Raw genomic sequence first — 19,006 nt, 5'->3', positions numbered from 1 at the left:
CCGACCCGGAGACCGAACCCTTGCCGAACCTCCACGCCACGCCCCTGCTGAAGTTTACGACCCGAATCTTCAATGCCGTGGGAGTCCCCGAGTCCGACGCCTCGATCGTGGCGAAGAACCTGATCGGGGCCAACCTGCGAGGACACGACTCGCACGGAATGCTCCGGATACCCCAGTATGTCGACTTCCTCCGGAAGGGTGACTATCAGGTCGGGGTTGAACTGGCCATCGACAGCGAGTCGCCGGGCGTGGTCGTGACGGACGGACAGTGGGGACTCGGCCAGGTCCAGGCGCACCGATTGCTCGATCTGGTGATCCCCCGAGCCCGGGAACTCGGGCTGGCCGCCGGGACCGGCCGGAATTTCGGCCACATCGGTCGATTGGGTGAGTATGCCGAGCGGGCCGCCGACGAGGGCCTGATCCTGATCGCCACGGTGAACAACAACGGAGCTGGGCAGCGGGTCGCCCCTCCCGGTGGAACGGAAGGAAGGATCGGTACCAACCCGCTCTGCGCGTCGGTCCCGACCAATTCCGATCCCGTGGTCCTCGACTTCGGGACGAGCGTCGCGGCCGAGGGGAAGGTCCGTGTCCATTACTTCCAGGACAAGAAGCCAGTCCCCGAGGGTTGGCTACTCGACGCCCAGGGTCATCCGACCACCGATCCTTCGGTCCTCTATGAACCGCCGCTTGGTACGATCCTGCCCATGGGTGGGACCCAGGCCTACAAGGGGTTCGGCCTCGGCCTGGTCCTGGACATGCTCTCAGGCGGACTGACCGGCGGGAAGTCGAGCCACTCCGGCGCGGCTGCGGCCAAGGGGAATAACGTCGTATTCCTCGTCCTCGATCCCGAAAAGTTCGCCGGCCTTGAAGCCCTGATCGGTCAGTCGAGCGGCCTGGCCAGCTACGTCCGGGCCACGCCCCGGGCGAAAGGGGTCGCCGCGATTCTTCTGCCTGGAGATCCCGAGCGGATGACGCTCGAATACCGATCGGTCGAAGGGATCCCGATCGACGCCGGCCTCTGGTCAAAGTTGGTGGAGCTGGCCGCGAGCCTGGAGGTCAAGATCCCCGAGATCCCTCAGCCCGACCCCTACCGCGACCCTTCGAAGGTGCCGAACGAGGAGGATGTCTGACGCTCGGATCGGGTGGGGGATCGGGTCAGGATCCCCCGAACCGAGTCAATGGTTCGCCTGTCTCAAGGTCAGTGATGGCCGATGAGGCCCGGCGAAAGCGGCAACCACTTGCGGGAGGGCGGCCAGGTGGAGATGCATCAGGCTCCCGACGGCATGATGGTGATAGTAGAAATCGCCCACGTCGGAAAGCTGACCGAACCCAGCTTCGCAGTGACAGAGCTCGGAGGTCGGCTTGAGATCCCAGCGACGCGAGTGGTAGCCCTGAACCTCGGTCCCCCTGGGAGCGAGCCAGGTGTCGCATCGGATGGTGCAGGTCACCGGCTCGGGAGGGGTGGGGTCGGGCCTCTGAATCGCGTCGATCGGCAAGATGCCAACCCCGGGAAACTCGCGACCGCCGACTTGCATCGAGCGGCCCAGATAGGCCGTGCCACCACCTTCGGAATAGATGCGCCGGCCTCGGTAAACGTGAGAGCGGATGGCATTGATCAGGCTGAGATTCGAAGACAGGGCTTCGGCGTGGAGGTCGGGCATCCCGCAGCCGATCATGACCAGGTCGGCACCTTCTGGGAGGGCCTCGCTCCGGAGCGGCGAGAACTCGACCAGATCGGCCCCGAGGGCTTCGAGCGTCTCCAGGGTGTCCGGGAAGTATCCTCCGAAGGCCTCATCCTGCGCGTAAGCGACCCGGAACAAGGCAGAACCGTCGGGCTCGGGTTCGAAGGGATTGTCGAACGGGAAGGGGCGGCTCCGGGAGAGAGCCCTCAGGGCGGGTAGGTCGACGAATCGCCGGAAGCTTTCGGCCAGGGGCCAGAAAAGAGCTTCCTCCACCGGTCCGAGCTTGGCCGAATTCGCCAGGGCCAGGCGGGTTTCCGGGAGAGCCTCGATGGCACCGATCACCGGCTTCTTCAGGAAGTAGTGGATCGCTGCGGCGATCCTCGGGAAATCCTCGGGAATTTCCAGCCCGTCGATCAGGATCGCGTCGATCCCCTCGCCCAGATTGGGCAGGTGGAGGCTGTCCCATCTCGGGCAGGAGATCAGGGCCACAGTCGGGAGATCGAGAGCCCGGGCGATGGGTTCGAGTCCTCCGGGCCGGTCGTGATGCTCGCAGCTCAAGGTCGCGGTCGGTTCTTCCAGCGTCCCTTCGACGACCGAAAGGTCGGCATCGCGAGCCCCCCGGGCGAAGAGGCGCCGACAGACACTGGGAGGCATCAGCCAGGCATCGAGGTGTCGACCGGGTAGGCCGGTCGCCTGGGCAATGGTCTCGGTCCGGAGCGGACAGGCTCTCGATCGGAAATGCTGGACTCGCCAACGGAGCGAGGCCAGTCCCGCCATGAGCCCCAAGCTTGCTGGAGACGGGTCCGGGCCGACACAGGGGACCGCGAGCGCCAACCGATGGAGAGCCATCTTGCCACTTCCAAAAACGAGTTAATGTGAATGTTTGTCAAGCCGCTTCATGAGGCGTCGAAACCTCAGGGCCGGACGGGAGCACGCATCGCAGCACAAGGAATGTCTTCGGACCGGATCGACCAGGGCATGGCGTCGCCCGTTCCATGGTTCATCATAGGGTTGTGGCCTGCCCGGTCAAGGGCGGCATGGCCGACTCCGGCCCGATTTAAATTCGAAATCGTCGATCCGAGCCATCGTCACCCCCGAATCCGTAATGATCGGGCTCAATCCCTGAAAAAATAGCGGTTTGACGAATGTAAACGGTCGGCCTGACCTGAGCATTGGCTCATGTATTTCGGCCCAATTCCCCCCCGCAGACGCGACCCGACGCGGCTGGCCGTCTAGAATAGGGGCGGGGTGCCCGAGCGGTGAGGCCCCGAACGATTTCTCCGAGCCGGATGTGGACCCGATGGCTTACGAATTCTCCAAGATCGAGGATGCTCTGGAGGCGATCGCTGGGGGACGCGTGGTGATCGTCGTCGACGACGAACAGCGCGAGAACGAGGGCGACTTCGTGGTCGCGGCCGAGCGGGCGACCCCCGAGACGATCGACTTCATGATCACTCACGGGCGGGGTCAGCTCTGCATGCCAATCATGCCCGAGCTGGCCCGTCGTCTCGAACTCCACCCGATGGTCGAGACCAACACGGCCCCCCATCGGACCCCGTTCACCGTCCCGGTCGACCACGCCTCTTGCCGGACCGGCATCAGCGCCGAGGAGCGGGCCACGACCATCCGGTCGATTATCGATCCCAACACCCGCCCCGTCGATCTGGTCCGTCCCGGCCACCTCTTCCCGCTCGTGGCGATGGAAGGGGGCGTCCTCCGGAGGGCCGGTCATACCGAGGCCACGGTCGACCTGGCCCGGCTCGCGGGGCTCCAGCCGGCCGGGGTCCTGATCGAGATCCTTGACGGGATCCGCGTGGCCAGCCGCGAGAGGCTCCATGAGATCGCCACGACCTTCAACCTTCCGATCGTCTCGATCGAGATGCTGATCGGCTACCGGCGGCGTCGCGAGAAGCTGGTCCACCGGGTCGCCGAGGCCGAGCTGCCGACTCGCTATGGTCGAGGGAAGATCGTGGGCTACAAGGTCGAGCATGAGCCGGGGAATGAGCCGGTCGCGATCGTCTTCGGCGACCTGAAGACGGCCGCCGCCCCCCTGGTCCGGATCCACTCCTCCTGCTTCACCGGCGACCTCCTGGACTCGCTCCGGTGCGACTGCGGCGATCAACTCCACCTGGCCCTCCAGGCGATCGGCGACGAAGGCGTCGGGGCCTTGATCTATCTCCCCCAGGAGGGGCGAGGGATCGGCCTGATCGAGAAGATACGCGCCTACAACCTGCAAGATCAGGGGATGGACACCGTCGACGCCAACCTGGCCCTCGGCTACCGGGCCGACCCTCGGGATTACGGCGTGGGGATGCAGATCCTCCAGGATCTCGGGCTCGGCAAGGTCCGGCTCCTGACCAACAACCCGAAGAAGACCGACGCCTTCGTCTATCACGGTCACGGGCTCGAGGTCGTCGAACAGGTCCCGATCATCGCCCCCGAGCACAACGATCGCCGCGCCTATCTTGACGCCAAGCGCGATCGGATGGGCCACGTCCTGCCCGGTTCGATCGTCGTGGCCGCCCCCAACGGATCCGGGTGATATCCTGGAGAGTCCGGGAGGGTTCGGAGACGAGCCCGAATCCTCCCCGGGCGACCGGGGACTTCCACCATGCGTCGACTCGGACTCGCCTTGCTCTTCCTGATACTGATCGCCGATCCTGCCGGGGCAGGGGGGTGGCGTCATCGTAAAAAATCGCGAGATCAGCAGGTTCCGCCCACTCCCGGAGTGCCCGATCCGGCGAAGATGGTCACTCCCAACGGAAAGGTCGTTCCGTCCTGGGCATCGCGGCAGATTGCAAATTCGCCGGTGCCCCTTCATGGCAAGTCCTGGGGGAGACGCCCCTGGGCATACGCCCTGAACACTGGAAGTACGAGTTCTTCGGCTTACTGGGCGAGGATGGATCAGCTCGGCATCGGAGCCGGTCCGGTCCCGGGTTACACCAACGGCCCACCCCTGGGCAATCTCCCCTCGGCACCGATGGGACCCGATGGCGGCCCGCAGGATCGTCAAGGATTCAACCTCGGCGTCTTCCCCAGGATTCCCTGGGCATATTACTCCGATTGATCCGGTATACTCAACGATTCGAGGGAAGGCCGAGGATCACGGTCCATCGAGGGATCCCATCCGGGTCGGGGGCGTATCCCACCCCGATCCGAGAATAGTTCCCGATGATCTGGGCCTTATAGTCGGGGTTCTCCATGAGGCTCTTGAGCAGGACTTCGGCGTCCGGCTGACCGCCCGAAGTGGTCATGGCGAGTTGCTTGTAGAACTTGCCATCAATCTTTTCGAAGGCCGACGGCGTGGTCGGCTTCTCCTTGTTCTCGGCCAGATCAACCGCCACAGCCTGGGCGGCCTGCGCCAGCCTGCGATCCTCGACGAGTTCGCCGAGCATTTCGTCCGCTCGCTCCTTGTTGATCCCCAGGATCAGGGATTTCGCCGCCTCGGCCGGGTCGAGTTTCGGCATCGGCTTGCCGAACTCGGCGGCCCAGTAGGGTTTGCCATTCTTCGACTCGACCCGAGCGAGCCCGATCTCCGAGAAATCTCCCATCACATTCTTGCGGTGGGGCGGGCTGTCCATCCAGCCCTGGATCACCGCGGGAACGTCCCGATAACCCTCCGCGACGTTCTCCCCCGCCGTCAGGTAGTGATAACCGCTCCGCGCGATCCTTTGAGCCGAGGTCGAACCATCGGCGCCTTCGTGACTCATGACCTCGCGTTCGGCCATATCCCGGGCATGGGCCAGGGCTACCTCGTTCAACTTGGGATTTGACTTGAGCGGCGGGAGGTCCTCCTTGGCCCGCTCTTTATTGTGGGCTTCGACCAGTTCTGCGACGATCGAGTCGGATTCGGCCCGGTCAACTTTGGGGGTCGAGGGTTCCTGAGCCCCGAGAATCGCGAAGACGATTCCGAGGCTGGCCGCGATCCGCATGAATTTCGGGATGGTCGGTCTGCGCGAGTATCGTTTCATGGACTCATTTTGCGTCGGGCCGAACTCGGAGACAAGGGATTAAATTTGTGATGGTCGATCGGAAAGTCTGCTAGAGATCGGCCGAATCGATGATATTGAACGGGATCGGAATGGTTCGGCCTGGACCGGAGATCGATCTTCGTTGGGTTCGTTTTTTCCGGAGGTGCTCGAGGATCGCGTTGGGTTCGTTTTTTCCCGGGCAACTCCGAATCGGCCTCCCCGGGCGATGATGATCGACTGGAGCATCGCCGGTCCATTGGGTACAAACGAGCGTGTCGGCCTTCAGCCTCGTATCGTCAGGACTCACTCCATGAAGCGTCTCGCCGTTGCCGTGACCCTGAGTTGGCTTCTCCTGGCCTTGCCCTCGATGGCCGATGAGCCGGGCTCGCCCGCCATCTCTCCCGAGGCCCGGAGCCGCCTCGATGCTCTGATCGCCGCCTATCGGGCCTTGCCGGCCTATGCCGATCAGGGGGAAGTGGCCCTGGTGGTGAAGGTGGGGGATCGGGCTCTCACGCAATCGCGGAAGGCTAGCGTGGCGTTCGCTCGACCGAATCGGCTCGACGTCCGGACCGACTTCGTCCGGGTCGTGAGCGACGGGACGAGCTTGACTTCGATCGTCGTTCCGCTGAAGTCGTTCCAGACGGTGCCGGTCCCCTCGAAGTTCACCGAGTCGTCGCTTCGAGGTGGTCCGCTCGGGTCGATCGAGTTCGGGAACGTCGAGGGGCTGCCTCTACTCCACGTCCTCAATCTGGTCGTTGGCGACGAGCCGGAACGTCTGATCCAGGACTTCACGCCGAACATCCGGGTCGAGATCGATCAGGAGGTCGGAGGGATCGCCTATCGAGTCCTGCGACTCGACGAGTCGGACAACCACGACTGGAGGTTCCTGATCGACCCGAAGTCCGGCCTCCTGGCGTTCATCGACCTCGTGGTCGAAGGGGACGCGACCCGAAGTTCGATCGCGGGCGGCGATACTCACATCGAGTCGCTTCGCTGGACAGCGGGAAAGGTTTCGACCGAAGCCCCTGCGGCTAAAGTTTTTGCGTTTGAGCCGGGGGCGGGATTTCGGCGAATCGAGAAGCTCGAAGGCCCGAACGAAGCCAAGGCCGAGGGCGACAAGAAGTAGCCTCGTGAACGAACCCTCATCCGTTGAAGGTTTCGCCTCGTTTCGCCTCGGTCCTGGCGGTAGGTTCGACGATCGTGGCCTCGATCGCCTCTTCGAAGATCGGCTCGGCCTCCTTGGCGATCGTCCGGACCTGTCGGAGATTTGCCAGATAGACGAGTGCGCTGATCGCCCCGTTCCCATACATCAGGATCCGGAACGCCATCATGGCGATCGCCCCTTCGGTATGCCGGACCATCAGGAAGAGCTGGCCGCTGATCCCTTCGGAGAGACCCAGGGCCCCGAAGGGGAGCGGAATCGCGGTGGTGAAGAGTGCCAGCGGGACCAGCAAGAAGTGCTGTCCCAGGGTGGGCAGGTCGGAGAAAAGGGCCTTGCTGGCCGAGTAGAAGGCGACAACGAAGAGCGAATGTCCCAGGATCGCCGCTCCTAGCATCCCGACAACCACCCCGAGTCTCTGCCGATAAGCCAGCCCGATCGCTTCAAGTTCGCGGACGATCCGTTCGAGCTTCCCCCGGCCCGCGACCAGCCGGTTCAGGGGCCGGTAGAGCGAGGGCGAGAAGACCACCCCCAGGCCAATCAGGCCGGAGGCCACCGCGAACCAGACCAGGCCGATCAGGATCCTGAGTTGCCGGCTGGAAGGGGGAACCAAGTCGCCCGAACTCTCCGCCAGGACGGGAAGTTCAGCCGATGGCCAGGCGAAGGCCCCGGCCACCGCGGCCAGGATGAAGAGTCCCAGGAGCCCGAGGAGACGGTCGAGGACCATCGAGGCGACCGCCTGGGGTTTCTTCTCCGGTTGCATCCGGCAGAGAAACGCCGCCTTGATCACGTCCCCTCCGACCGCTCCCGGGATTACCAGGTTGAAGACGTTGCCGATGAATCCGAGCCGGATGGCGTCCCGGAGCGAGAAGATCAGGCCTTGGGCCCGGACGAGCTGGTGCCAACGGACGAAGCTCAGCATCAAGGCCGAGAGATAGATCAGAAGCCCTAGCCCGAAGAGCCGATAGTCGACCGGCTTCCGGAAGACCTCGGCGATCTTCTCGCGATTCGAGGAGACCACCAGCGCCAGGAGGCCGAAGGCCACCAGGACCAGGATCAGGTTGAGCAGGAGGCTGCGGCGGTGGGAACTGGGTGGGGTCATCGGAGGGCTCGGGTGGGTCCGAGGTCGGGCCGGGTTTCAGAGCGAGCCCTTGGTCGAGGGGACGCCCAGACGCCGGGGGTCGCGTTCGGTCGCGTCCCGGAGCGAGCGGGCCAGGCCCTTGAAGATCGCCTCGCTGACGTGGTGGGTGTTCCGCCCGTAATGGAGCAGGACGTGGAGATTCATCCGGCCCTGGGTCGCGACGGCCTGCCAGAAGTCGGCCACCAGTTCGCTGTCGAAGTCGCCGATCTTCGGGCTGGGCATCGGGGCTTGCCAGGCCCAGTAGGGTCGGCCGCCAAGGTCGACGGCGCAGGTCACCAGGGTCTCGTCCATGGGGAGGATCGAATGGCCGTATCGGGCGATCCCCGCCCGGTTCCCGAGAGCCCGGTCGATCGCCTGACCGAGGCAGATCCCGATATCCTCGGTCGTGTGGTGGAAATCGACGTGGACGTCGCCGGTGCAGGCGACCTCCAGGTCCATCAAGGAATGCCTGGCGAACAGCTCGAGCATGTGGTCGAGGAAGCCCACGCCCGAGGCCACCTTCGACCGGCCGGAGCCGTCGAGGTCCAGGCGAAGGTGGATGTCAGTCTCTGCGGTCTTTCGGACGATCTCGGCGATGCGTTCGGCCACGTCTCGGCTCCTTTCGGCAAGATCCTATCAGGACCGGGCCAGGACCGCCACGGAACTCGGCCGGAGGGCAGGGGGGCTCGGACGATCAGCCGGGGAAGCACTCCAGGAGCCGGTCGATCTCCTCGTCGGTCCCCACGGTGATCCGGAGGCCGTCGGCGAATCCCGAATAACGCATCAGGCGGACCAGGATCTTGCGGGCCTTCAGCGCCTCGTAAGTCTCGACGGCGGGAGGGCCTCCGGTGCACCAGACGAAATTCGCCCGGCTCTCGGGGACGAGATACCCTCGGTCTCTCATCGCCCCGGCAAGCCGACTCCGAGTGGCCTGGATCCTGGCGGTCGTCTCCGCCAGGTAGGATTGATCTTCGAGGGCGGCGGTCGCTCCGACCAGGCTCAATGAGTCGCAGTTGTATGAATCCTTGACCTTGATCAGGCCCGCCACGATCTCGGGTCGAGCGATCAGGTAGCCGACCCGGAGCCCGGCCAGGCTGTAGCCCTTGCTCAAGGTCCGCAGGACGATCACGTTCGGATGCCGGGCGACCAGGCCGATGGCGTCGGATTGGGCGAAGTTGACATAGGCCTCATCGACCACTAGCGGGCAGTCCAGCCGCCCGGCGATCTCCCCGAGCTTTTCCGGCGAGATGACGGTCCCCGAAGGACTATTCGGGTTGGCGATCAGGGCGAGCCTGGCCCCAACCCGCTCGAACTTCGAGGGGTCGAGGGTCCAGTCGGCTTCGAAGGGGACTTCGACAGTCCGGGCATCCTGGATCTCGGCCAGGGTCTTGTAGAGGATGTAGCTCGGGGTCGGATAGGCCATGATGTCGCCCGGCCCGACGAAGGCCCGGGTCAGGATCGTGAGGAGGTCGTCCGAGCCGTTGCCCGCGAGAATCATCCCCGGTTCGACCCCGTGAAGCTCGGCGGCCATCTTGCGGAATGCCGAGCCGACCGGGTCGGGATAGAGCCGGAGCCGATCGTTCAGGACGCCCGCGATGGCCTGGGCCACTCTGGGGGAGGGCGGGTACGGATTCTCGTTCGTATTGAGCTTGATGAAGCCGCCGTCTCGGGGCTGCTCGCCCGGGACATACCCGGCCATCCGGTCGATGTGATCGAGGAAGAAACGGCCCATGAAATCGAACCTGAATTGTTTGATCCGCCAGGACGTGGAGGACGCCCGGGTCGGAGGGAGAGAAAATCCGATGGGGAGAAAACCTGGATGAGCCGAAGGGGTCTCGGATCAATCCTTCCGGGCCAGGCTGAGGAGGGCCGATTCATCGAGCCGGTAGACGGTCCATTCGTCCATCGGCACGGCTCCCTGGGCTTGATAAAAGGCGATGGAGGGGGCGTTCCAATTCAGGACCGACCATTCGACCCGACCGCAATCTCGATCCACGGCGATCCGCGCGACGCGTGCCAGCAAGGCCTTGCCGATCCCCTGGTTGCGGTACTCGGGCCGGACGAAGATGTCTTCGATGTAGATCCCGGCCTGTCCCCGGAAAGTCGAGAAGGTCGGGAAGAAGAGGGAGAATCCGACCGGCTCGCCTTCCACTTCGGCCAGGATGACCTCGGCCGAGGGTCGGTCGCCGAAGAGGTGACGAGCCAGATCCTCGCCGGTCGCCCTGGCGTGACCCTCCAGCTTTTCATAAACGGCCAGCTCGCGAACCATGGCCGCGATGGTCTCGGAGTCTTCGAGGCGGGCGGGTCGGAGGTCAGCGTTCATCGGTCGGCTCGGGGAGGGTCGATATTTCAAGGGACTAGAGAGGGAAGGGGTCGGCCTCGATCACGACGCCCGGCCTGGTGGCTTCGAAGGCCAGTATGCCCGCCTGCGTAATTTTCGTCCCTCCAAGGTCGAGATAACGGAGCTTCGGGAGCCCTTTGAGGGCCTCCAGCCCGGCGTCCGTGATCGCGGTTCCCTGGAGGTTCAGTGACTCCAACTTCGTAAGTCGCTTCAGGCTAGCCAGGCCTTGGTCGCCGAACTTCTGGCCCCCCAGATCGAGCTCACGGAGGTCGGTCAGCGTCCCGATTCGTGCCAGGGTGACGTCGGTCAGGCCGCCCTTGTCCGTCGGATATCTGTACTGCAAGTGGCTCCGATTGAGGTCGAGCGATTGGAGATCGATCAACTCGGCCAGCATGGGCAAATCGTCGTCGGCCAGGCCCATCACCTGCGAAAGGTCCAGTTCTTCCAGATTATGGAGACGGGTTAGATGCGTCAGGTCCGGGTGGCCGAATGGGTCAAAAGCGAGCACGGCCCTGACTGTCGTCACCCCGCCGCGTCGCCAGGTCTCGCGGTCGATCACCCATGCCACATGATAATGGTTCAACTGCAGCCACGCGGAAGTGGCCAGTTGTACGGCGGCCTTCCAGGCGAACGGGGCAACGCCCAGGAACAACACGACCACAACGAGGACCAGTCGGCGGGCGCGGAGCCTTCCCCGATAATCCAACTCGGCGAACTCATGAATGTCGATATTTTCAGTGAAGGTCATGGTTCCTCCCTCACTCGCCGACTTCGGGATCTTCGAGCCTGATATCCACGCTGTACCGGTGGGCCGAGAGCCCTTCCTTGTCGGCCAGACAGCGGATGTCGGGCGCGAGGTTCGCCAGGCCCTGACGATCGACCCAGATCAGGCTGGTCCGCTTGAGGAAGTCGTTGGCCGAGAGGCCCGAGGCCCATCGGGCCGTCCCCCCGGTGGGCAGGACGTGCGATGGCCCGGCGGCGTAATCGCCCACGGCGACGGGTGTTTCGTGCCCGAGGAAGATCGCCCCGGCGTTGGTCAGGCGCTCGGCCAGGCGATCGGGGTCGGAGGTCGAGACGTGGAGGTGTTCGGGGGCGATCTGGTTGGTCAGGGTGATCGCCTCGTCCTCGTCTCTCACGAGGATCAAAGCGCCGAATCGTTCCAGGCTATCCCGGGCGAGGTCTCCCCGGCTGAGCCGAGCGAGCTGCTCGGCCAGGGCCTCGTCGACCCGGTCGATCAGGTCGGGTTCCCAGGTGATCATGATCGACGCGCCCGGCGAGTGCTCGGCCTGGCTGATCAGGTCGGAGGCGATGAAGCGAGGCTCGGCGGTCCAGTCGGCGATCAGGACGACCTCGCTGGGGCCGGCGATGCTGTCGATATCGACCTCGCCGTAGACTTGCCGCTTGGCCAGGGCCACGAACAGGTTGCCCGGCCCGACGATCTTGTCGACCGGCTCGATCCCCTCGACTCCATAAGCCAGGGCGGCCACGGCCTGGGACCCGCCGATCCGGTGGACCTCGGTGACGCCGAGGGCATGGCAGGCGGCCAGGAGATCGGTATTGTAGCCGCCGAAAGGGGTCGGGGGGACGACCACCGCAATCTGTTCGACCCCGGCCGCCTGGGCGGGGACGACCGTCATCAGGAGAGAAGAGGGGTAGGCCGCCGCACCGCCCGGGATGCAGACCCCGACCCGCCGAAGCGGCCTGTAGCGGAGCCTCAGCTCGGTCCCGGGACCTCGGCGGAATGTGGCATCGCGATGGAGGATTCCCGACTGGAAGGCCAGGATGTTGTCGCGGACCCTCCGGATCGTCCGCAGGTAGGCGGGGTCGGCCTTGGCGTGGGCCTCCGCCAATTCCTCCGCCGGCACGCGGACCGCCGAGGGCTCAAGCTCGACCCGGTCGAGCCTCGCAGTGTAATCTAGGACTGCTTCGAGGCCGCGGGTCCGGACGTCCTCACAAATCCGGGCCACGACCTGCTCCGGAGTCAAGGGTTCGCCGAATGCGGCGATTGTCCGGGCCCGTCCCTGCGGGCTGACCACGTCACCCCGAGGGCTGAGCTGGCGTCGAAGTTCTCGAATCGCCTCTCGTGCATCCTCGCCGGCGTAGTCGATCCGGGCGATCTTCGTCGAAATTGTCATCGGACCCATCTTCTCCAGACCTGATATCATCGTCTCCATTCTAATCGCCCCGTCCATCAATCGCCGCGCTTTTCCTCGAACTGACGAAAGTGGAATGCTTGCAAGTGATTTGGTTTGCCCGGCTGAAACCAACAAACGACCATTTCCGTAGGGATTCAAATTGGTAGGATATGATGGAATCGACGCCCGCATCCGCCTAAGATGGCACGAATCCCTCCATACATCCAATCATCTACTCGTCCAGGGTGCTTTCCATGGCCTCATTGATCGACATGAGATCCGATACCGTGACCCGCCCGACCCCGGAAATGAGGCAGGCGATGGCCTCGGCCGTGGTCGGTGATGACGTGATGAACGAGGATCCGACGGTCATTCGTTTGCAGGAGAAAACGGCCGAGTTGCTCGGGAAAGAGGCCGCGATTTTCGTCCCATCGGGCACGATGGCCAACCAGATCGCCGTGGGTTTGCATACCCACCCGGGGGACGAGTTGATCTGCGATCCCTCGGCGCACGTCTATGTCTGGGAAGGGGGGGGGGTCGCGCGGCTCTGGGGGGTGACCACCAGGACCGTCGAGCCGGCCCAGTCCCTGCTGACCCTGCACGACCTCCAGGGCAAGGTCCGGATCGACGATCCTCATTATGTCCGGACTCGCCTGGTCTCGCTGGAAAATACGCACAATCGGGCGGGAGGCCGGATTCACCCGATCACGTCGATCGCGGAGATCTCGGGATGGGCCCGGGCCCACAACCTGGCCATGCATCTCGACGGCGCCCGGCTCATGAATGCCGTCGTGGCCAGCGGGATCTCCGCGTCCGAATGGGCTCGCTACTTCGACACGGTTTCGATCTGTTTTTCGAAGGGACTGGGAGCCCCCATCGGGTCTGCCCTGACCGGGTCGGCCGACCTGATCGCGGAAGCCCATCGCCTCCGCAAGGTCCTGGGCGGCGGGATGCGGCAGGTGGGGGTGATCGCCGCGGCGGCCCTGCACGCGCTGGAGCATCACGTCGACCGACTGGCCGAGGATCACGAGAATGCCAGGATTCTGGCGAAGGTGATCGAGGAATCGCCCGGGCTCGCGCTCGAATCACCGACGGTCGAGACCAATCTGATCTGGATTCGCGTCGACCCGGCGCTCGGGACGGCCCGGGAGGTCGCCGATCGGCTCCGATCCGAGGGCGTCCTGGTCATTGCCCTCGGCCCCCAGATGCTCCGGGCCTGCACACATCTCGATCTGACCCGAGACGACATCGCCCGAGCAGCCGACTCCTTCCGTCGGGTCTCCGGGGCGATCGCGTCCTGATCGGCGTTGCGTGACCGGCCGAGATCCGTTAGGAATTGGCCCCGGTGAAGGACCGGGGCGGCATTGTCGCCCCGGCCACCCCCCGCGATCACCGATGGGGGGCCCCTCGCGAAGGATCGCGACGGGACCGGTGCCGAAGGGTCGGAAACCGAAACCGGCCGGACCTCCAAGGAAGGGGGCCCCGCGGTGAAGCGGGCCATGCTGATCGGTATTCTCCTGTCACTCGCGAGTTCGGGGCCCGGTTGCAGCCTGGCCCCGAAGAGCTTTCGCGACATGATCCACACCTCACCTATCGTCCGGGCCCGCGCCGTCGGGCTCGAGGACCAGGAGCCGGAATGGGTCGCCATCCCGGCGATGATCGCCCGACTGGGAGACCCCGACCGGGTGGTCCGCCTGACGGCCAACGAGGAGTTGAAGAAGCGAACTCACCGCGACTTCGGCTACGTGGCCTGGGCCTCGGTCGAGGAGCGGAATCAGGCCATCGGCCGGTGGCAGGCGTGGTGGTCGGATCGGCAGGCCCAAGCCGCCTATCCAAAGGACGAAAGTTTGACTAAAGTTAGCACCCGACCCGCCCGGGGCCGAAGGATCGGCCGGAGGGGCGCTCGAGTCCAGGGAGGGACCTGACTTTGGCCAACGATTCGGCCCTCGATCGCCGGCTTCCTCATCCGTTCTCGGCCGCCTTCGGGATGGTCGGTTACCTCGGTCGGCTGGCGATCCTGGCGTCCACTACATTCTGGTCCTCGGTCCGGCCCTCGACCTCGTTCGCGGGCGAGACTTCCCGACAGCTCGACCGGCTGCTCGGGATGGGCCTGCCTTCGGTGGCCCTGGTCCACATCGGGCTCGGCTCATTCCTGTCGATGCAGGCCTATTTCGGGGCGACGTTCGTCGACGGGATCGGGCCGGTTGTGGGCGTGGGCCTGATCCGGAACCTTGCCCCGCTGATGGTGGGTTTCATCCTGGCGGGACTGGTGGCAGCCCGCTACGTGGCCGAACTCCGGGGCCTGGACATTCCGCAGGAAGAGCTGGCTCGCCTGGTCGCACCGCGAGTGGCGGCGGCCATGATCGCCGGGCCGATCCTCTCGGCCTGGGGCTCGATCATCGGGATCTTCGTGGGATGGGCCGTCGCTCGATCGATCATGGGGCTGACCTTCCCGGCCTTCTTCGACATGTTCCTGGAAATGCTCTGGACCCGCGATGTCGTGGGTCTGGTAGTGAAGGGGCTCGTCTTCGGGGGGGCTGCGGGACTCCTGGCCTGCCACGAAGGGGTGGCTCGACCTTCGGGATCCGACCCCGCACCCGAGGCGATCTGCTCGGCGGCCTGTCGGGCCGCTTACCTCGCGGGACTGGCGGTCCTCGCCTTCAACGCCACCTGGTTCCTGCTGGTCTACCACGCCGGGCCGGCCTTCGGGCCAACGGTCCTGGTGCCGCCAACTGGTTGAGGGAGAAGGCTTCGATGATCCAACCGGGCTGTTACTCCCCCGAGCTTCGATCACTCCCGGGAGATCACCCCTCCGCCTGTGTTCGTGAGTCGGCCCGACGAGGGATCACCGCAGCTCATCCCGGACTGATCTCGTGCCGCGATTTCCCGATGGGGGAGGGATCCCGATGAATGTTCGAGCCACCGGCCGAGAGATCCGGGCCGGCCTGATGGTCGTCCTGGCGATGGCGGCCCTGGTTGTCCTGCTCGGCCTGGCCGGGGGCGGGACCGGGTTCCTGACCCACCGTCGTCAGATCGACGTCGACTTCCGGGACGGGCAGGGCCTCCGCGCGGGGGCCCAGGTCCGGATCGCGGGGGTGGAGTCGGGTCGAGTGGTCGGGGTGACCCTGGCCGAGGTCGACGGCGTCCTCCGGGCTCGGGTCCGACTGGCGGTCCCCGACGACCTGGCCGCTCGCCTCAAGGCCGATGCCCGGATCACGATCCAGTCGAGCCTGACCGGTCAGTCGCGCGTGAATATCATCTCGATCGGCCAGTCCACGGCTCCGTTGCCTCCCGGCGAGATACTCCAGGGGGTCGAGACGACCATGTTCGACCCGATCCTGGAGCAGGTCGGGCTCGGGCCGATCGAGCGGAGCCACCTCAGCCACACCATCGGCGAGGTCCGCGAGTTGGTCGACGTGGCGGCCCCGAAGGTCCGTCGGATCGTGGGGGCGGTCGAGGAGACCACCGACGGCATCAAGGCCACCAGCGACGCCGTCCGGCCGGTGGTCGAGTCGGCCGTCGGTCACGTGGACGAGTTGACCCGGAAGATCGCCGCGGCTTCGCCGAAGCTCGAGGCGGTCCTGGGTCAGGTCGTCACGCTGACCGCGAGGGTCGACAGCCTCCTGGCCGAGAATCGGCCGAACCTCGATCAGACCATCGTCAGCCTTCGCGACCTCTCGGCCACCCTCAAGATGGTCGTGGCTCGCGACCAGGAGAAGGTCTCCGCCCTGATCGACCACGTCGATACCACGCGACTTCGGGCCGACCAGGCGCTCTATAATGTGAAGCAGATCACTGATGTGGCGATGACCATGCTCGCCCGGAACAAGGTCGACATCGAGCGGACGGTATCCAATCTCAAGGATGCCTCGGACTGGGGCAGCAAGCTGGTCCAGAAGATTTACGCCAATCCGTTCGTGATCAGCCCGCTCTACAAGCCGAAGCCCGAGGATATCCGGGTCCAGGGGATCTTCGATGCGATGCAAGTCTTTTCGGTCGGCTGCGAGAAGCTCGACGATGCCGTGAAGACCCTGGAAGTCATGCAGGCTCGTCCGGCGACCCCGCAACAGAAGCAGGAGATGGAACTGGTCCGCCGACAGGTCTCCGAGGTGACCGGCCGGCTCAACGAGATGTCGGCCCAGCTCACCGAGGCCATGAAGGGACCGAGCACCACTCGGATCCGGCGTGGTTCCGCCAATTAACCCCGCGGAAAAATACGGGGCGATTGTCTCCGATTTTCGGGCTTTAAGTTAAATTCGCCCCATCTTCCGGACCGATGATAAGGGTGTGGAAGCTCGGGGCGGATGCCTCGGGCCCCTCGGAGGAGCTTCGGGCGGGTGTTTGTTCCGGTGGAGTGCCGGAGGCAACCTGCAACCTGGCCGCCGTGGGACTTCGATGAACAACGCCCGCGACGGCCAACCGGCTTCCTCGGGCCACGACACCAAGCAGAAGGGGGATGCTCGCATGGAGATCTACGGCGCTGGTGGGGCTCAGGGCCCTCAACCGATTTATCCTCGCCTTGCCGCGTTCGGAGTGGACGCCGGCCAGACCGTGAACGCGGGCACGCCCCGTGACCATGTGGAGATCTCGCCGCTGGGCCAGATGCTCGACGGGATCAGCCGACTCCCCGAGATCCGCCACGAGAAGGTCGAGGAAATCCGGCAGCAGATCGCCGCCGGGACCTATGAGACCCCCGAGAAGATCCAGATCGCTCTGGATCGCCTCATGGACGAACTCAGCGGCTTCTGATCGGAGCATCGGACGCGAGCCTGCTCCCCGGGTGACCCGATCGATCAGGTCATCCGGTAGGCGGGCTCGCGGCTATTCTTTCGTCATGTTGCTCGCATTCGATCATTTTCGACCCTGCCTTCTGGCTTCTACCGGACCGTTTCGGAACAATGACAAACGGGTCGATTGCCCCCCGGCGTCACCGGTTTTCCATCCATTGTTCCGTTCCTGGAGGACCGATGGCGGGACCGAGGAGGGCCTCCGCGACCCCTCGCCGAGACCCTTCCCATGCCCCTCTCAAAAGACCGAAACGCCCCGCCGATCGAGCAGGCTCTCGGGACTCTCCTGGTACAGGAAGGCCTGCTCTCGGCCGAGCAACTCGTGGCAGTTCAGCAGTATGGGACTCACAACAACCTGGATCTCCAGCAGGCGATCCTCCGACTGAAGTTGTTGACCGAAGTTCAACTGAGAGAGATGGCTACGCGGGTCCAGGCGTATTCCGATGGATTGCTCGGGTCCAACGGTTCCACGACATCCCCGCCCTCTTCCGTCAACCTACATCCTTCGTCAACGGGCACCTGGAGGATAGGCGCCGTCGATGCCGAGCCGGTCGAGCCGATGCTCCCGACGTCTCCGCCTTCCCCGACTCCCAACCTCGCCCAGCGTGAACGCGATATCCGCCAGGAACTCAAGGAGATCGCCGCCACGGCCGGTTCGCCCGACCTGGTGGCTCAGATCTTCGACCGGGCCTACGAGTCGCGTGCCACTGACATCCATTTCGATCCCCAGGAGACCTATTTCCGGGTCCGCTACCGGATCGACGGTCAGCTCCACGATGTCCTCGAGATGGAGCCGGCCTTCGCCAGCTCGCTGGTCAGCCGCATCAAGGTGATGGCCGATCTGAATATCGTCGAGCGGCGGCACTCGCAGGATGGTCGGATCCGCTACCTTTACCGCGGGCAGATGCGTGATCTCCGGGTGGCCACCGTACCGACGGTCCTGGGCGAGAAGATCGTCGTCCGGATCCATGAGGCGCTCTCGGATGATTACGGATTCAATCTCCTCGGCCTCGAGCCCGCCCAGGCCGAACAACTGGCGATGATCTGCTCCAAACCGTACGGGGCGGTTCTGGTGGCCGGGCCCGTCGGCGCGGGCAAGACCACCACACTGTACACTTGCCTCAACCAGATCAACTCGCCGACCCGGAATCTGATGACGATCGAGGATCCGATCGAGCGGCGGCTCCCGGGCGTGAACCAGATCCAGGTCGATCATAAGGTCGGCCTGTCGTTCGGGTCGGGGCTCAAGGCAATGCTTCGCCAGGATCCCGACGTCCTCATGATCGGCGAGATTCGCGACGACGAGACCGCGCACATCGGGATCCGGGCCGCCTTGACCGGCGTCCTGGTCCTCAGCACGATCCACGCGTCCGACGCCCCGAGCACCCTGGGCAATCTGTACGACTTCAAGATCCCCGGGTATTTGCTCTCCAACGCCCTCCTGGCCGTCATCTCTCAAAGACTGCTCCGCAAGGTTTGCCCCTATTGTCGGGTCAGTTTCGAGGCCGATGAGCGACAGCTTGCCATGCTCGGGCTCGATCCGGCCGAGCGGGCCGGCACGATCCTGTCTCGCGGCGAGGGCTGCACCGCCTGCTTCCAGACCGGCTACCTGGGGCGTTCGGGGATCTTCGAGATCCTCCAGGTGAACGACACGATCCGCGAGCTGATCTTCCAGCAAATTTCCAAGGACGTCCTCCGCCAGGTCGCCACCGACATGGGAATGCGAACGTTGAAGGACGCGGCGGTCGATAAAGTGCTAGAAGGTTCGACCACCCTTGAGGAAATCTATCGGGTTGTCATGATGTGACGAC

The 19,006-nt window shown here is 64.7% G+C and carries 18 protein-coding genes; 10 read left to right on the top strand and 8 right to left on the bottom strand.

From position 1 onward, the window contains the following. The first annotated feature begins 20 nt into the window (after positions 1 to 20). Positions 21 to 1,130: an Ldh family oxidoreductase gene (locus P12x_RS08640; RefSeq protein ID WP_435010458.1), complete on the top strand. Its 1,110-nt coding sequence runs from the start codon at positions 21 to 23 to the stop codon at positions 1,128 to 1,130. A gap of 45 nt (positions 1,131 to 1,175) precedes the next feature. Here P12x_RS08640 and P12x_RS08635 read toward each other — a convergent pair whose 3' ends face one another. Continuing rightward, complete coding sequence (locus P12x_RS08635; protein ID WP_435010457.1) at positions 1,176 to 2,459, bottom strand: cobyrinic acid a,c-diamide synthase; 1,284 nt, start codon at positions 2,457 to 2,459, stop codon at positions 1,176 to 1,178. A 523-nt stretch (positions 2,460 to 2,982) separates the two neighbouring features. Here P12x_RS08635 and ribA point away from each other — a divergent pair. Both ribA and P12x_RS08625 read left to right on the top strand, forming a co-directional pair. Further along, positions 2,983 to 4,224 carry a GTP cyclohydrolase II gene (gene ribA, locus P12x_RS08630; RefSeq protein WP_435010456.1) on the top strand — a complete coding sequence of 414 codons (1,242 nt, stop codon included), beginning with the start codon at positions 2,983 to 2,985 and terminating at the stop codon, positions 4,222 to 4,224. Between the two features lie 69 nt (positions 4,225 to 4,293). Further along, positions 4,294 to 4,749 (top strand): hypothetical protein, encoded by a 456-nt coding sequence (locus P12x_RS08625; protein WP_435010455.1) that lies wholly within the window; start codon positions 4,294 to 4,296, stop codon positions 4,747 to 4,749. Positions 4,750 to 4,759: 10 nt separating this feature from the next. Here P12x_RS08625 and P12x_RS08620 read toward each other — a convergent pair whose 3' ends face one another. Continuing rightward, on the bottom strand, positions 4,760 to 5,653 hold the full coding sequence (locus tag P12x_RS08620; protein ID WP_435010454.1) for a CAP domain-containing protein: 894 nt from the start codon (positions 5,651 to 5,653) through the stop codon (positions 4,760 to 4,762). A 310-nt stretch (positions 5,654 to 5,963) separates the two neighbouring features. On the opposite strand from P12x_RS08620, the gene P12x_RS08615 reads away from it, so the two are divergent. Then, positions 5,964 to 6,779 (top strand): LolA family protein, encoded by an 816-nt coding sequence (locus P12x_RS08615; protein WP_435010453.1) that lies wholly within the window; start codon positions 5,964 to 5,966, stop codon positions 6,777 to 6,779. Between the two features lie 16 nt (positions 6,780 to 6,795). Here the strand turns inward: P12x_RS08615 and P12x_RS08610 are convergent, their stop codons facing one another. From P12x_RS08610 to hisD, 6 genes are all read right to left on the bottom strand, one after another. Further along, positions 6,796 to 7,914, bottom strand: a complete 1,119-nt coding sequence (locus tag P12x_RS08610) for a lysylphosphatidylglycerol synthase transmembrane domain-containing protein (protein ID WP_435010452.1) — start codon at positions 7,912 to 7,914, stop codon at positions 6,796 to 6,798. Positions 7,915 to 7,950: 36 nt separating this feature from the next. Continuing rightward, a complete protein-coding gene (gene hisB / locus P12x_RS08605; protein WP_435010451.1) occupies positions 7,951 to 8,541 on the bottom strand; it encodes an imidazoleglycerol-phosphate dehydratase HisB in 591 nt (196 codons plus the stop codon). A gap of 85 nt (positions 8,542 to 8,626) precedes the next feature. After that, positions 8,627 to 9,664 (bottom strand): histidinol-phosphate transaminase, encoded by a 1,038-nt coding sequence (hisC, locus tag P12x_RS08600; protein WP_435010450.1) that lies wholly within the window; start codon positions 9,662 to 9,664, stop codon positions 8,627 to 8,629. A gap of 108 nt (positions 9,665 to 9,772) precedes the next feature. After that, complete coding sequence (locus P12x_RS08595; protein ID WP_435010449.1) at positions 9,773 to 10,255, bottom strand: GNAT family N-acetyltransferase; 483 nt, start codon at positions 10,253 to 10,255, stop codon at positions 9,773 to 9,775. A 34-nt stretch (positions 10,256 to 10,289) separates the two neighbouring features. Then, a complete protein-coding gene (locus P12x_RS08590; RefSeq protein ID WP_435010448.1) occupies positions 10,290 to 11,021 on the bottom strand; it encodes a leucine-rich repeat domain-containing protein in 732 nt (243 codons plus the stop codon). Between the two features lie 10 nt (positions 11,022 to 11,031). Continuing rightward, a complete protein-coding gene (hisD, locus tag P12x_RS08585; RefSeq protein WP_435010447.1) occupies positions 11,032 to 12,408 on the bottom strand; it encodes a histidinol dehydrogenase in 1,377 nt (458 codons plus the stop codon). Between the two features lie 254 nt (positions 12,409 to 12,662). On the opposite strand from hisD, the gene ltaE reads away from it, so the two are divergent. The 6 genes from ltaE (at position 12,663) to P12x_RS08555 (ending at position 19,002) form a co-directional block, all read left to right on the top strand. Beyond that, positions 12,663 to 13,709: a low-specificity L-threonine aldolase gene (ltaE, locus tag P12x_RS08580; RefSeq protein WP_435010446.1), complete on the top strand. Its 1,047-nt coding sequence runs from the start codon at positions 12,663 to 12,665 to the stop codon at positions 13,707 to 13,709. A gap of 198 nt (positions 13,710 to 13,907) precedes the next feature. Next, positions 13,908 to 14,333, top strand: a complete 426-nt coding sequence (locus P12x_RS08575; RefSeq protein ID WP_435010445.1) for a hypothetical protein — start codon at positions 13,908 to 13,910, stop codon at positions 14,331 to 14,333. 2 nt (positions 14,334 to 14,335) lie between these two features. Then, positions 14,336 to 15,148: an ABC transporter permease gene (locus P12x_RS08570; RefSeq protein WP_435010444.1), complete on the top strand. Its 813-nt coding sequence runs from the start codon at positions 14,336 to 14,338 to the stop codon at positions 15,146 to 15,148. Positions 15,149 to 15,314: 166 nt separating this feature from the next. Next, on the top strand, positions 15,315 to 16,610 hold the full coding sequence (locus P12x_RS08565; RefSeq protein WP_435010443.1) for an MlaD family protein: 1,296 nt from the start codon (positions 15,315 to 15,317) through the stop codon (positions 16,608 to 16,610). A gap of 193 nt (positions 16,611 to 16,803) precedes the next feature. After that, positions 16,804 to 17,157 carry a flagellar biosynthesis anti-sigma factor FlgM gene (locus tag P12x_RS08560; RefSeq protein ID WP_435010442.1) on the top strand — a complete coding sequence of 118 codons (354 nt, stop codon included), beginning with the start codon at positions 16,804 to 16,806 and terminating at the stop codon, positions 17,155 to 17,157. Between the two features lie 267 nt (positions 17,158 to 17,424). Then, positions 17,425 to 19,002 (top strand): GspE/PulE family protein, encoded by a 1,578-nt coding sequence (locus P12x_RS08555; protein ID WP_435010441.1) that lies wholly within the window; start codon positions 17,425 to 17,427, stop codon positions 19,000 to 19,002. The last annotated feature ends 4 nt before the right edge of the window (positions 19,003 to 19,006 follow it).

The organism is Tundrisphaera lichenicola, assembly GCF_051175385.1.
GTDB classification, from domain to species: Bacteria; Planctomycetota; Planctomycetia; order Isosphaerales; family Isosphaeraceae; genus Tundrisphaera; species Tundrisphaera lichenicola.
This window is presented reverse-complemented; position numbering and strand designations above follow the sequence as displayed.